The organism is Nocardioides sp. SLBN-35 (assembly GCF_006715725.1).
Classification (GTDB): Bacteria; Actinomycetota; Actinomycetes; order Propionibacteriales; family Nocardioidaceae; genus Nocardioides.
On sequence record NZ_VFNU01000001.1, the window covers coordinates 399,223 to 413,074 of the forward strand.

Sequence of the window (13,852 nt, forward strand, 5' to 3'; positions counted from 1 at the left end):
GGTGAGCGACCAATACGTAGGGGGCGCGGGCGAACGGAGGGCACAGCCGCTGGTCGGCGTCCGCTCGATCAAGGTCAAGCTCGGCCTGCTCGTCGCTGCCAGCGCCACGGTCGCCGCGCTGGTCGCGGCCCTCGGCCGCTCCGACGGCGTCCCCACCTGGCTGACGATCCCCGTCACCATCGGTCTCGCGCTGGCGCTGACGCAGCTGCTCGCGGTCGGGATGACCTCTCCGCTGCGGCAGATGACCGCCGCGGCCCGGCGGATGGCGACCGGCGACTACGCCGTCCGCGTCCCCGACACCGCCCGCGACGAGGTCGGCGAGCTGGCCCGCGCGTTCAACACGATGGCCCGCGACCTCGCCGGCGTCGACCGCCAGCGGCGCGAGCTGGTCGCCAACGTCAGCCACGAGCTGCGCACCCCGCTCGCCGGGCTGCGGGCGGTCCTCGAGAACGTGGTGGACGGCGTCGCACCCGACGATCCGGCGGTGCTGGCCACGGCGCTCACCCAGGCCGAGCGGATGAGCCGGCTGGTCGAGGACCTGCTCGACCTCGCCCGGGTCGACGCCGGCCGGGCGCCGCTCGCAGCCCGCCCCGTCCCGCTCGCCACGCTGCTGATGGACGCGGTCGCGGAGGCCGAGGCGCTCGGCCGCGGCGTGACGTACGACGTGCGTGTCACCCCACCCGGGCTCGTCGTCACCGCCGACCCGGCCCGCCTGCACCAGCTGGTCGCCAACCTGCTCGACAACGCCTCGCGGCACAGTCCTTCCGGCGGGTCCGTCGTCGTGCGGGCCGAGGTCGCGGGGCAGCGGTACCGGATCGAGGTCCGCGACTCCGGCCCCGGCATCCCCGCGGCCGACCGCGAGCGCGTCTTCGAGCCGTTCGGCACCCTCGCCGCGTCCGCCGGGACGGGGAGCACCGGGCTCGGTCTCGCCATCGCGCGGTGGGTCACCGACCTGCACGGCGGCACCATCGGCTTCCTCGACCCGGCCGACGGGAGCAGCGGCGCCCGGGTCCGGGTCGACCTGCCGCTCGAACCCGCGGCCCGACCGGCCGCCGTACCGATCCAGGAGGCACCCGTGTCCACTCCCACCGCCCCATCGCCCGCCCCGTCGCCCGCCCCGGCCTCCCCACCCCCGTCGATCACCGACGACCTGCTCGGCGGGTTCTGGCCCGAGCGAGGTGTCCCGGCCCGCCCGGCCCTGCTGCTCGGCGCGCTCGGCGCCGGCCTGCTCGGCGGCCTGGTCCTGCCCGAGCGGGCGCTGGGCATCGGCACCTTCCTGGTCCTCCTCGCCGCCGGTGCCGTCGTGCTCGGCGCCAGCCGCGACCGACGCGACCCGTTCACGATGGCCTGCGCGGGACTGTGCGTGCTGCTCGCCGCGACGTCCGTCGTACGCGCCGCCGAATGGGTGGTGGTGCTCTGCCTGCTCGCCGGGGCCGGCGTGTGCGTGATCGGCGTGACCCGCGGGCGCAGCCTGGGCGGCTTCCTGCTGTCCGGCCTGATGTGGCCGGTCGCCGGGCTGCGCGGGATGCCGTGGCTGGGGCGGACGATCGGGGCGATCCCGGTCGTCGGGCACGGCGCGGCGCTGCTGCGCACGCTGGTCTGGTCCGTGCTCGGGCTGGTCGTCTTCGGCGCCCTGTTCGCCTCCGCCGACGCCCTCGTCGCGGAGTGGATCGACGCGCTGCTGCCCGACCTCACCATCGACACCTTCGTGCTGCGGGCCTTCGTGACCGTCGCCGTCGGCGGGACGGTGCTCGCCGCGGCGTACCTCTCCCTCAACCCGCCGCGCGTCGACCGCGACACCACCGGCCCCCGTTCGGTGGCGCGCCGCTACGAGTGGCTCGCCCCGGTCCTCGTCGTCGTCGCCGTCTTCGCGGTCTTCCTCGTCGCACAGGCGACGGTCGTCTTCGGCGGGCACGCCTACCTGCAGCGCACGACCGGCCTGACGTACGCCGAGTACGTCCACGAGGGCTTCGCCCAGCTCACCGTGGCCACCGCCCTCACCCTGCTCGTGATCGCCGTCGCCGCCCGCAAGGCCCCGCGCGAGACGGCCTCCGACCGGCTCTGGCTGCGGGTGGCGCTCGGCGCGCTGTGCGCCGAGACCCTGGTCGTCGTCGCGTCCGCGCTGTACCGGATGGACGTCTACCAGGAGGCCTACGGCTTCACCCGGCTGCGCCTGCTCGTCGATGTCTTCGAGGGCTGGCTCGGCGTCCTGGTGCTCGCCGTCGTGGTCAGCGGCATCGGGCTGCGTGGCGCCTGGCTCGCCCGGTTCGCGCTGATCAGCGGCGTCGTCGGCCTGCTCGGCCTGGCCCTCGTCAACCCGGACGCCTGGATCGCCCGCCACAACCTGGACCGGTACGACGAGACCGGTCGCGTCGACTGGTTCTACCTCCGCGACCTCTCCGACGACGCCGTCCCGGTGCTCGCCGAGCTCACCGGCAACGACCGGGTGTGCGCGCTCGCGGGCCGCGAGGTCGGTGGGGACGACTGGCTGGAGTGGAACCTGGGGCGGGCCCGGGCCGACCATGCGCTCGACGACACGGGGACGGTCACGTCCGTGACGGACGGGTGCTCGGGCCGCGCCGACTGAGCCACGGATCGAGGCTCACGTCTCCTCCCCGACTCGGCTCGCTCGTCCCGGCACGGGCGTGCCGTCGCCGCGCGTCATCCTCGCGGCCAGGGTGCGCCCGGCGCGGGCGAGCCATCGCTCGGGATCATGCATCGCGCGCTGCGCCGAGCCCGCGAGGCGTGCGAGCTCGACGACGTCGCCGACCGCCAGGACCGATGACACGCCGGTCTCCATCTGGCCGCACACGAGCAGCGGCCGGACGCCGTGGGGCGCGGCGGCGTCGAGGACGTGGCCGACCACCTTGCCCTGCAGGGACTGCCGGTCGAAGCGCCCCTCGCCGGTGATGACGACGTCGGCCGCCGCCAGCTGGTCACCGAGCCCGAGTCGCTCACCGAGATACGTGGCACCGTCGCGCAGCTCGGCACCCCATGCGGTCGCGAGGGCGTAGCCGAGGCCGCCAGCCGCGCCGGCGCCCGGCGCGTCGGGCCGGCCTCCGAGCAGTTCGGCCCAGCGCTCGAGGTGAGCCTCGAGCAGCGCGACCTCCTCCGGGCCCGCGCCCTTCTGCGGGCCGAACTGGCGTGCGGCTCCGCGGGCACCGAGCAGAGGAGCGGTGACGTCGCTCAGGCAGAGGACTCCGCCGTCGGGCGCAGCCACGAGGTCGCGGAGGTCCACGTCGGCCACGGATCCCAGCGCGCGGCCGCCGTGCCCGATCGGGGCGCCGTCGGGACCGGTGATCCGTGCGCCGAGGGCGGCGAGCGCGCCCGCGCCGCCGTCGGTGCTCGCCGAGCCGCCCAGCGCGACCAGGATGCGGCGGGTCCGGGGGTGTCGCGCGGCGGCGGCGAGTGCCTGACCGAGGCCGGTGCTGGTGGCGTCGGCAGCCTCCGTGTGGGTGCCCATCGTGAAGCCGCAGGTCGTGGCGGTCTCGACCACCGCCGTGCCGTCGGGGAGCGCGAGCCATGAGGTGGACGCGGGGCGCCCGTCCGGGCCCGTGACGGTCAGGGGGTGCCGACGGGCGGCCGGTGCCCGCGACCGGAGGGCGTCCGCGGTGCCCTCGCCGCCGTCGGCCAGGGGAAGCAGGACCAGGTCGTCGTGGGGACGGACCTCGTGCCAGCCGGCGGCCACCGCCGCGGCGGCGGCGGAGGCGGTCGCGCTGCCCTTCAGCGAGTCGAGAGCGACCACCACACGGAGAGGAGACATTGTCATGCCTATAGTCAACATGATTGACTAGGCGTGTGGAAGAGATCGCCCCCAGCGGATGGAATCGGCACGAGGTGCTTCGCGACGGTGCGCGCGTCGTCGGCTGGACCTGGGGCGGTGGCGCCCCCGTCGTCCTGCTCCACGGCTACCCACAGACCTCGTACATGTGGCGTCTGGTCGTGCCGCACCTGGTTGCCGCGGGACGCTCGGTCGTGGCGGTCGACCTGCGGGGGTACGGCGCGTCCGGACCGGCGCACGGAGACGGACCGGTCGATCCCGGCCGCTACGCCAAACGTGAGATGGCGGCCGACGTGCTGGCCCTGCTCGACGCACTCGACCATCGCGACACCGCGCTCGACGTCGTCGGCCACGACCGCGGAGCCCGGGTGGCTCACCGGATGGCCGTGGACCACCCGTCTCGGGTTCGCACGATCACCGTGCTCGACATCGTGCCGACGTTGCACATGTTCGAGCACGTGGACCGGGAGATGGCCGAGGCCTACTTTCATTGGTTCTTCCTCGCCCGACCCGGTGGGCTCCCCGAGGCGCTCATCTCGGCCGACCCGGAGGCGTGGCTGCGCTCCCGCTTCGAGGGACGGCACTCGGTGCGGCCTGCCGAGCCGGGCGCGGTCGACGTCTACCTCGACGCCTTCCGGCGACCGGGGGTGATCGCCGCGACCTGCGCCGACTACCGGGCCGCCGCCACCGTCGATCTGGTGCACGACCGGGCCGACCGCGCTGCCGGCCGCCGCGTTACGGCACCCCTGCTCGCCGGCTGGGGGCGTTCCAGCTACGTCGGAAGGAACTTCGAGGTGACCGATGTGTGGGCACAGCACGCCGACCGGGTGACCGGGCTCGCCCTGGAGGCCGATCACTACGTGGCCGAAGAGGCTCCCGCGGAACTGGCCGAGGCACTCCTCAACCACTGGACGGCCGCCCGATGAGCGAAGTCGCGACGATCGACCCCGAGCGTGCGGTACGCCGCTTGGAGCAGCTGGTCAACGCCGAGACCCCCTCGGGTGACGCGCCCCGGCTCCGCGCGGCGCACGCGCTGCTGCGTCAGTGGGGCGATGCCGTCTTCGCCCGACCGGCGGTCGAGCGCGAGGTCGACGGCGTGCCTCACCTGCTGTGGCCGGCCGCCGCGGACGGCCCGTCGGTGCTCCTGCTCTGCCACCTGGACACGGTCTTCCCGGCGGGCACGGTCGCTGCCCGGCCCTTCCGCCGTACCGGCGACAGGGCGACCGGACCCGGCATCTTCGACATGAAGGCCGGGATCGTCATCGGGCTGGAGGCACTGGGCACGCTCGCGGACACGTCGAGGATCTCGATGCTGGTGACGGGGGACGAGGAGACGGGCTCGGTCACCTCGCGCGCGCTGATCGAGGAGGAGGCGCGTACCGCGGCGGCCGTGCTGGTGCTCGAGCCCAGCCTCGATGGGGCCCTGAAGACCGGTCGCAAGGGTGGAAGCTTCTACCACCTCGAGTTCAAGGGCCTGGCCGCCCACGCGGGGCTCGAGCCCGAGAAGGGCCGCAACGCGTTGAGCGAGATGGCGCGCTGGACGTTGGACCTGCCGGGTCTCGCCCGGCCCGACGTCGGGACCACCCTCACGCCCACCGTCGCCACCGCCGGAACGGCCAACAACGTGGTGCCGGAGCGGGCCCACCTCACGGTGGACGTGCGTGCCCGGACCCTGGCTGAGCTCGAGCGGGTCCACGCCGAGGTCCTCGACCGGCAGCCCGGGAACGGGATCGAGTTGAAGGTGGTCGGCGGGATCAACCGCCCGCCCCTGGAGCCCGCTGCCTCCACCTGGTTGCTCGGGCTGTGCCGCGAGGCGGCCCGCGACCTGCGGCTGCCGCTGCCCCGGACGGCGTCGGTCGGCGGTGCCTCCGACGCCAACTTCACCGCGGCCGTGGGAGCCCCGACGCTCGACGGGCTGGGGCCGGTGGGCGACGGCGCGCACGCCGAGCATGAGTGGGTCGACCTCTCCTGCCTGGCGCCCGCGGCGCGACTGCTCGCCGGACTGGTCGAGCGGATCCTCGACGACGTCGTGGCCTCGGCGGGCTGAGCCCGCGACCGGGTGCGGCTCAGCCCGCCGCGGCGCGTGCCGTGCGCTGCTCCTGTCCGCGCAGCTCGATGACGTCGAGGATCAGCTCCAGGGAGTCCTCGAAGACCTGGGGGTCCCCGACGCCGAGCAGTCGGTCGGACAGCCGGTTGATGTTCGGGAACTCCTCGGCAGGCAGCTGGCGGTACTCCATCTCCCACGCGAGCTCGTCCGTGGCGCGCACGCTGCTGGGCAGCGCATGCACCGCCGCCTCGATGGCGGACGCCGCGCGCACGAAGTTGCCGAACACGCGCAGCATGCTGACGGCCGAGTCGTCGTCGAGTCCGGCGCGGTGGAGCGCGTCGAGAGCGAACTCGACGTTGCGGAACTCCGTGGGCCGACGGGTTGTCCGCACGGCCATCTGCTGGGCGAGCGACGGGTAGCGCAGGTAATTGGCGTGAATGGCACGCGCGGTGAAGCGCAAATCCTCACGCCAGTCGCCCGACGAGACGAGGGGCGTCTCGTAGGACTTCGCGCGCAGGACGTCGATCAGCTCGAGGACCAGCTCGTCCTTGTCGCGGAAGTGGCGGTAGATCGAGGTCGCGTGCGCGTGGAGCTCCTTGCCCAGGGCGGCGAAGGTGAGTCCGTCGAGGCCGTCGCGGACCGCGATGACCTCGGCCGCCTCGAGGATCACGTCGCGGCTGAGGCTGTCGCGCGGACGCCTCGTCTTCTTCGCGACCGACGTCCGCGGCATGCGTTCGGAGCTCATGGCGGCGATCTTGCCACGTCCTCCAGAAGTGCGAGACGCCACTGGGACACCGAGAAAAGATAATCAATGGCAATGACTATGTATTTGCCTATGTCTCTTGATAGCGCCCGCCATCGGCTCTAGCATCGTCGCATCGTCCCGCCCAGCAGCGGGACGTGCCGAGGCACCGACCGCTCGGCCTCGTCGCCCCCTGCCAGGAGTCAGTGTGCTCACCTACATCGCGCGACGCGTGGTCTACTCCATCCCGATCGCCGCCCTCGCGTCCTTCGCGCTGTTCGTCGCCGTGCGCTCGACGTTCGATCCTCTGGCGAAGCTCCGACAGAGCCGGGACCCGGGAGCCATCGCGCGCGAGACCGAGCGGCTCGGACTCGACCGCTCCGTCCCGGAGCAGTACGTGCTCTGGCTCAAGGCCATGGCTCAGGGCGACTGGGGTATCAGCGCACGCACCGGGCAGCCGGTCCGCTCCATGATCGTCGCCGCGCTCTGGCCCACCCTCCAGCTGATCGTGTGGGGCGTGGTCTTCGCCGTCCTGATCGCCGGCGCGATCAGCGTGTTCTCGGCGGTGCGTCGCTACACCGCGGGCGACCACGTCCTCACGGGGCTGTCGTACGTCGGGATCGCCCTGCCCGCCTTCTGGTTCGGCCTCATCCTCATCCAGGTGCTCGCGGTCGGCCCGCGCCAGGCATGGGGACTGGAGGATCCGCCGCTCTACTTCGTCGGGCTCCACTCCCCGGGGCAGGCCGGCCTGAACCTCGACTACCTGCGCCACCTGGTCCTCCCGGTGCTGACCCTCACCATCACCTTGGTCGCCAGCTGGAGCCGGTTCGGCCGTGCGGCCATGCTCGACGCGCTGTCGAGTGACTACGTGCGGACCGCCCGGGCCAAGGGTGTGCCACGTCGGCGGATCATCTACCGCCATGCCGCCCGCAACTCCCTCGCTCCCTTCGTCACCGTCGTCGCCCTGGATGCGGCGCTGCTGTTCGGCGGGCTGGTCGTGACCGAGCAGATCTACTCCATCCCCGGAATGGGCCGGCTCTTCCTCGACTCACTGCTCGCGGGCGATGTCTTCGTCCTGCTCCCGTGGATGCTCGTGGTCGCCGTTGCGGTCATCGTGTGCAACCTGCTCGCCGACATCTCCTACGCCGTCCTCGACCCCCGAGTGAGGCTCGCATGACCATCAGCGAAGGCACCGTCGAGAGTGCTCAGCAGACCCCGACGGCCGTGGCCACGGGCGGGGGACGCGCGATCCTGCGCCGTTTCCTCCGCCACCGGATCGCCGTCTTCGGAGCGCTGCTCCTGATCGCCTTGGTGGTCTGCACCTTCGGTGCGACCTGGATCGCACCGTCACCGCAGGGCGCGCAGGACCTGGCCCTGGGGCCGACCCAGCCCTCGGGAGCGCACCTGCTGGGCACGGACGAGCTCGGCCGCGACTATCTCAGCGAGCTGCTCTTCGCCGGACGCATCTCCTTGACCATCGGCATCTTCGTCGCCCTCATCGCGACCACGGTCGGCACCTTCTTCGGCGCGGTGGCCGGCCTGGCCGGCGGCCTCGTCGACGAGGCGATCATGCGCGGCACCGACCTGTTCCTGATCGTGCCCGGCATCGCCATCCTCGCCCTGGCGCTCGAGGGCCTCGGCTCGTCCCCGGCCACGATCGTGCTCGTGCTGGCCGCCCTGGGGTGGACCTACATCGCCCGCGTGGTCCGCGCCCAGGTGCTCTCACTGCGGGAGAAGGAGTTCGTGGACGCCGCCCGGGTGATCGGTGCCTCGACGACCCGGATCTTGGTGCGGCACCTGCTGCCCAACCTGGCCGGCGTCATCGCCGTCAACATCTCCCTCGCGACGGCGGCCGCGATCATCGCCGAATCGACCCTGAGCTTCCTCGGCTTCGGCGTGCAGCCGCCCCGCACCAGCTGGGGCAACATGCTCAGCCAGGCCGCTGGCGTGGTCGGTACCGACCACGTCTACCTGCTCTACTTCCCCGGCATCTTCATCCTGCTGACCGTGCTCAGCATCAACTTCATCGGCGACGGACTCCGCGACGCCCTCGACCCCCAGGCGAAGCAGCTGTGAACGCATCCGACGACGACCTCGACCTGACCGTCCCGCTCATCGCGGTCCGCGATCTCCGGGTGACCTTCGCGACGGGGGAGGGCACCGCGGTCACGGTCGACGGCCTTTCCTTCGACGTGCATGCCGGCGAGACACTCGGCATCGTCGGCGAGTCCGGGTCCGGCAAGAGCATGACCTCGCTGGCGATCCTCGGTCTGCTGCCACCCAGCGCGACCGTGTCCGGGTCCATCCGGCTCAACGGCCGTGAGCTCGTCGGGCTCTCCGACCGCGAGCTCCGCGGGGTCCGAGGCAACCAGGTCGCCATGGTCTTCCAGGATGCGCTGGCCGCGCTCAACCCGGTCATGACGGTCGGCGACCAGCTGATCGAGGCGATGGCCGTACACGCCGCCGACCGCCCCGACCGCCCTCAGGGACGCGCGGCCTGGAGGGCCCGAGCGATCGAGCTGCTCGACCTGGTGGGGATCGCGTCCGCCGAGCGACGGGTGGACCAGTTCCCCCACGAGTTCTCGGGGGGGATGAGGCAGCGCGTCATGATTGCCATGAGCATCGTCAACGAGCCCGAAGTGCTGATCGCCGACGAGCCGACGACGGCTCTCGACGTGACCGTCCAGGCCCAGGTCCTGGAGGTGCTGCGCGGCGTCCAGGAGCGCACGGGCACGACGGTCATCCTGATCACCCACGATCTCGGGGTGGTGGCCGGCACCGCGGACAGGGTGATGGTCATGTACGCCGGCGGCAAGGTCGAGGAGGGACCCGTCGACGAGATCTTCCACGCCACGGCCCACCCCTACACGCGGGGCCTGCTGGCCTCCCTCCCGCGCCTGGACCGCCGGGCGGACCGGACGAGGCTGCACCACGTCCCGGGACAGCCGCCCCCTGCGGTGGCGCTGCCGCCGGGATGCCGGTTCGGCCCGCGATGCGACGACTTCCGGGTCGACGAGTGCGACGCGTCGGTCCCCGGACCGAGCCTCGTCGGCGTGGGACACCTCGCGGCGTGCCACCGGCTCGGCGAGCTGCAGGAGGAACGATGAGCTCCGCGCTGACGATCGACAACCTGGTCAAGGAGTACCCGCTGCGGGCGGGACTGCTCAACCGGCGGGTCGGATCGGTCCAGGCCGTGTCGGGCGTGAGCCTGCACGTCCCGGCGGGCGGCACCTTCGGGCTGGTCGGTGAGACCGGGTGCGGCAAGAGCACGCTCGGCCGCGTCGTGGTCCGGCTGCACGCCCCCGACGCCGGCACCATCCGGCTGGGCGAGCAGGACATCGCCGCGATCGGTGGGCGCGAGCTGCGCTCGGTCCGGCGCCGGATCCAGCTCGTCTTCCAGGACCCGTACGCCTCGCTCAACCCGAGGATGAGCGTCGAGTCGATCCTCGCCGAGCCCCTCGTCGTCCACGGCCTCCACCGGGGTCGCCACCCCGCGCGGGTGCGCGAGCTGCTCGAGCAGGTCGGCCTCGACCCTCGGCACGCGCAGCGCTATCCGCACGAGTTCTCGGGTGGCCAGCGTCAGCGGATCGGGATCGCCCGTGCGCTCGCCGTCGAGCCGGAGGTCCTCGTGCTCGACGAGCCCGTGAGCGCCCTCGACGTCAGTGTCCAGGCCGGCGTGCTCAACCTGCTCGAGGACCTCCAGGAGGAGCACGGGCTGAGCTACCTGTTCATCGCCCACGACCTGTCGGTCGTGCGCCACCTCAGCGACCGGGTCGGGGTGATGTACCTCGGCCGGCTGGTGGAGGAGGGGCCCGTCGACGCGCTCTACGACGCTCCCCAGCACCCGTACACCCAGGCGCTGCTGTCGGCGGTGCCCGTCCCCGATCCTCGGATCGAGCGCAGCCGCGAGCGGATCGTGCTCACCGGCGACGTACCGAGCCCCGCGGATCCGCCATCCGGATGCCGCTTCCGCACCCGGTGCTGGAAAGCGGTGGAGCGATGCGCCCACGAGGTCCCGGAGCTGCGGATAGTGGGCGACCACCGGGTGGCCTGTCACTTCCCGGAGGTCCGTGACGTCGTCTGACAGCGCATGGTCGACCTCCGCGGGAACCTCCCGCACGGTCGCAGACATCCACCCGCAGCACTTCCGAACCACGCCGCACGGCCGGTCACGCCCTGATCAGGAGCACGAATGAGCACCCACCGCATCGCGGTCGTCCCCGGGGACGGCATCGGCACCGAGGTCGTCCCCGAGGGCCTCCGCGTCCTCGAGGCAGCGGCCGAGCGATATGAGATCGACCTCGCGCTCGAGCACTTCGACTTCGCGTCCGCCGACTACTACCTCCGCACGGGATCCATGCTCCCGGACGGGTGGTACGACGAGCTCAAGTCCTTCGACGCCATCTTCTTCGGCGCCGTGGGATGGCCCGAGGTCGTGCCGGACCACGTGTCGCTGTGGGGCAGCCTGCTCCAGTTCCGCCGGAGGTTCGACCAGTACGTCAACCTGCGCCCGGTGCGTCTGATGCCGGGAGTGCGCAGCCCGCTTGCGGACCGCGCTCCCGGCGAGGTCGACTTCGTCGTCGTGCGTGAGAACACCGAAGGGGAGTACTCCAGCATCGGTGGCCGGATCTTCGAGGGCACCGAGCGGGAGACCGTGATCCAGGAGACCGTGATGACCCGGACCGGGGTGGACCGGGTGCTGCGCTATGCGTTCGAGCTGGCCGCGTCACGTCCCGAGCGCCATGTCACCTCGGCGACCAAGAGCAACGGCATCTCCATCTCGATGCCCTACTGGGACGAGCGGGTCGCCGCCATGGCCACCCAGTTCCCCGACGTGAGGGTCGACCAGTCCCACATCGACATCCTCACCGCGAACTTCGTGCTGAAGCCGGACACCTTCGACGTGGTGGTCGCCAGCAACCTGTTCGGCGACATCCTCAGTGATCTCGGACCGGCCTGTACCGGCACCATCGGCATCGCGCCGAGCGCCAACATCAACCCGACCCGCGCGCTGCCGAGCCTGTTCGAGCCGGTGCACGGGTCGGCGCCCGACATCGCGGGCCGGGGGATCGCCAACCCGGTGGGCCAGATCTGGTGCGCCTCGATGATGCTCGACCATCTCGGCCATCCCGACGCGGGTGCCGCCGTGCTGGGTGCCATCGAGTCCGTGCTGGGGCAGGGCCCGGAGCACGGACCGCTCACACCCGACCTCGGTGGCCGGGCCACCACCGTCGAGCTCGGCACGGCCATCGCCGACCGCCTCCGGGCCGCGGGCTGAGGCGTGGCGTCGCCGTGACCCGCCCGAGCCCGACCGATCCCGACCCCACCTCCGACCAGGGAGCAGACATGTCTCGTACCGCAGCGCCTCCCACCCTCGACGGAGCCGGCCGGTTCCCACTCGGGCGGTTGCACACCATCCGTCCGGCCGCCGGGCCGGACGGCCACTGCCTGCTGGTGTTCGAGGAGGCGACCGGCGCCCGAGGACGGGTCTGGTCGTCCCGGACCGGAGAGACGGTCGCCGAGGTGCTGGTGCCGGTGACGGGGGACAGCCTGCTCAGTCCCGACGGCCGCTGGGTCGTCGACCTCGACGACGACGGGGGCTCCGAGGTCGGTGCCGTGGTGGCTCGTCGCGTCGACGGCACCGAGACCAGGCTGCTGACCCCGGGCCGGAGCGACTACGTCCTGCGGGGCCTCGAGCTGGGCGGCGACGGACGCCACCTCCTGGTGACCCTGGTGGATGCGCACGGCCACCACCTCCTGCTGGTCCCGTGGGACGACGCCGCGCAGGCACGGACGATCCACTCCTCCGTAGAGGAGGCGTGGTGGGGGCACCTGTCCGCCGACTCGGCGTACGCGTGCGTCGACACGACCGAGCACAACCCAGGCGTACGCCGTGCCGCCGTCACCGTCGTCGACTGCGCCACCGGCGAGGTCGTCGCCGTCGCGAACGACCTCCCGGCGGGGCCGGTGCGCGCGGTCCGCTTCTCGCCTGTACCGGGCGACCAGCGCATCCTGCTCTGGACCGAGCGGACCGGCTTCTCGCGGCCCGCGATCTGGGACCCGCTGAGCGGTGAGCGACGCGACTTCGAGGTTCCCGGACTCGACGGCGAGCTGCTGGTCCTGGACTGGTCGCCGGACCGGGGGGCGATCCTGGTGGTCCACACCGAGGGTGGGATCCAGCGACTGCTCTCGATCGACGACCGGACCGGCGAGTCGACCGTCGTCCACGACGCCGGCGGCAGCTACGCGGACCCCGACGTCGCCTCGGTGTGGCCCTACTACTGGCAGTCCTTCCTCGGGGCCGACGGCGAGCCCGTGGTGGTGACCTCCAGCTCGACGACGCCCTTGCACGCGCTGCGGCCCGGAGCAGGCGAGCAGGCCGGTCGGGCGGAGCGGATCGTCGTCGAGCCCGTCGGCGTAGCGCCGGGCCATCGGCTCGCGGCGGCGGTCCTGCCCAGCGCGGACGGCACCCCGATCCAGCTCTGGTGGGCGACCCCCGGCCCTCGGCCGAGAGGAACCGTCGTCGACGTCCACGGCGGGCCCAACCTCGTCACGGTCGACACCTACCGACCTGAGCTGCAGGCCTGGCTCGACCACGGCTTCGCCGTCGCCACGGTGAACTACCGCGGGTCGGTCACCTTCGGGCAGGCCTTCCGCGAGGGGTTCTGGGGTGGCGGCAGCGACCGCGAGATCGACGACATCGAGGCGGCCGTGCTGTGGCTGCGCGAGCAGGGCCTGGCCGATCCGGCGTCGACCTTCATCACGGGACCCTCGTTCGGGGGTCACCTCAGCCTGCTCTCGGTGGGCCGGTTGCCCGACCTGTTCACCGGGGCCCTGGCGGTGGTGGCGATGGCGGACTGGGAGGCGGCGTGGGCCGAGGTCAACCCGGCGATCCGCAAGTCGTGGACCAGCTTCTTGTCGATGGGGACCGACGGCACCTTCGATCCGGCGCGGATCGACGCGGTGCTCACCAGGTTCTCGGCGAGCAACTACGTCGACGCGGTGCGCGCTGCGGTCTGGCTGCACCAGGGCAGTCGGGACACCCGCACGCCGCCCGCCCAGGCTCGACGCTACGTCGAGCGCCTGCGCGCGGCCGGCGGCGATGTCCTCGTGGACTGGTTCGACGCGGGGCACGAACCGACGGGCATCGCGGGCCTGTGGGAGGAGTTCCAGCGCATGCTCGGCCTCGTCGAGGCGCGGTTGGCCGGAGAGCGCTGGGACGCGCTGCCCGCCTGGGGGAGCGCGCAGGCGAGCCGTTCCTGACCGTCCGCACGCGACGGCA

11 protein-coding genes are annotated in these 13,852 nt (G+C 72.5%); 9 read left to right on the forward strand and 2 right to left on the reverse strand.

Translation table 11 applies throughout. The annotated features are described in order from the left end of the window. Window position 1: 1 nt before the first annotated feature. On the forward strand, window positions 2-2,587 hold the full coding sequence (locus tag FBY23_RS02000) for a DUF4153 domain-containing protein (RefSeq protein ID WP_260805693.1): 2,586 nt from the start codon (window positions 2-4) through the stop codon (window positions 2,585-2,587). Window positions 2,588-2,602: 15 nt separating this feature from the next. Here the strand turns inward: FBY23_RS02000 and FBY23_RS02005 are convergent, their stop codons facing one another. Then, the gene (locus FBY23_RS02005; RefSeq protein WP_222117692.1) at window positions 2,603-3,769 is read right to left on the reverse strand and encodes a glycerate kinase; all 1,167 of its coding nucleotides are present in this window, start codon (window positions 3,767-3,769) and stop codon (window positions 2,603-2,605) included. 29 nt (window positions 3,770-3,798) lie between these two features. Here FBY23_RS02005 and FBY23_RS02010 point away from each other — a divergent pair, with 29 nt between their 5' ends. Continuing rightward, window positions 3,799-4,707 (forward strand): alpha/beta hydrolase, encoded by a 909-nt coding sequence (locus FBY23_RS02010; RefSeq protein ID WP_141796619.1) that lies wholly within the window; start codon window positions 3,799-3,801, stop codon window positions 4,705-4,707. Further along, on the forward strand, window positions 4,704-5,828 hold the full coding sequence (locus FBY23_RS02015) for a M20 family metallopeptidase (RefSeq protein WP_141796620.1): 1,125 nt from the start codon (window positions 4,704-4,706) through the stop codon (window positions 5,826-5,828). Before FBY23_RS02010 ends, FBY23_RS02015 begins: the two co-directional genes overlap by 4 nt. 19 nt (window positions 5,829-5,847) lie before the next feature. Here FBY23_RS02015 and FBY23_RS02020 read toward each other — a convergent pair whose 3' ends face one another. Then, window positions 5,848-6,573, reverse strand: coding sequence for a TetR/AcrR family transcriptional regulator (locus tag FBY23_RS02020; protein WP_141796621.1), 726 nt, complete (start codon window positions 6,571-6,573; stop codon window positions 5,848-5,850). Between the two features lie 205 nt (window positions 6,574-6,778). Between FBY23_RS02020 and FBY23_RS02025 the strand changes: the two genes are divergently transcribed. The 6 genes from FBY23_RS02025 to FBY23_RS02050 all read left to right on the forward strand — a co-directional run bounded on the left by FBY23_RS02025 (window position 6,779) and on the right by FBY23_RS02050 (window position 13,833). Then, window positions 6,779-7,747, forward strand: coding sequence for an ABC transporter permease (locus FBY23_RS02025; protein WP_141796622.1), 969 nt, complete (start codon window positions 6,779-6,781; stop codon window positions 7,745-7,747). Further along, a complete protein-coding gene (locus tag FBY23_RS02030; protein ID WP_141796623.1) occupies window positions 7,744-8,646 on the forward strand; it encodes an ABC transporter permease in 903 nt (300 codons plus the stop codon). The genes FBY23_RS02025 and FBY23_RS02030 overlap by 4 nt, the downstream gene beginning before the upstream one ends. Then, entirely contained in the window at window positions 8,643-9,677 is a 1,035-nt protein-coding gene (locus tag FBY23_RS02035; protein WP_222117693.1) for an ABC transporter ATP-binding protein, read from the forward strand. The genes FBY23_RS02030 and FBY23_RS02035 overlap by 4 nt, the downstream gene beginning before the upstream one ends. Further along, the gene (locus tag FBY23_RS02040) at window positions 9,674-10,654 is read left to right on the forward strand and encodes an ABC transporter ATP-binding protein (RefSeq protein WP_141796624.1); all 981 of its coding nucleotides are present in this window, start codon (window positions 9,674-9,676) and stop codon (window positions 10,652-10,654) included. The genes FBY23_RS02035 and FBY23_RS02040 overlap by 4 nt, the downstream gene beginning before the upstream one ends. A 108-nt stretch (window positions 10,655-10,762) precedes the next feature. Further along, entirely contained in the window at window positions 10,763-11,848 is a 1,086-nt protein-coding gene (locus FBY23_RS02045; RefSeq protein ID WP_141796625.1) for a tartrate dehydrogenase, read from the forward strand. A gap of 68 nt (window positions 11,849-11,916) precedes the next feature. Further along, window positions 11,917-13,833, forward strand: a complete 1,917-nt coding sequence (locus tag FBY23_RS02050) for a S9 family peptidase (protein ID WP_141796626.1) — start codon at window positions 11,917-11,919, stop codon at window positions 13,831-13,833. Window positions 13,834-13,852 lie beyond the last annotated feature (19 nt).

Bases quoted from the DNA above. Each gene is read 5' to 3' on its own strand.
- FBY23_RS02050 (WP_141796626.1), top strand. From the start codon at position 11,917: ATGTCTCGTACCGCAGCGCCTCCCACCCTCGACGGAGCCGGCCGGTTC.
- FBY23_RS02045 (WP_141796625.1), top strand. From the start codon at position 10,763: ATGAGCACCCACCGCATCGCGGTCGTCCCCGGGGACGGCATCGGCACC.
- FBY23_RS02020 (WP_141796621.1), bottom strand. From the start codon at position 6,573: ATGAGCTCCGAACGCATGCCGCGGACGTCGGTCGCGAAGAAGACGAGG.
- FBY23_RS02040 (WP_141796624.1), top strand. From the start codon at position 9,674: ATGAGCTCCGCGCTGACGATCGACAACCTGGTCAAGGAGTACCCGCTG.
- FBY23_RS02015 (WP_141796620.1), top strand. From the start codon at position 4,704: ATGAGCGAAGTCGCGACGATCGACCCCGAGCGTGCGGTACGCCGCTTG.
- FBY23_RS02005 (WP_222117692.1), bottom strand. From the start codon at position 3,769: ATGACAATGTCTCCTCTCCGTGTGGTGGTCGCTCTCGACTCGCTGAAG.
- FBY23_RS02030 (WP_141796623.1), top strand. From the start codon at position 7,744: ATGACCATCAGCGAAGGCACCGTCGAGAGTGCTCAGCAGACCCCGACG.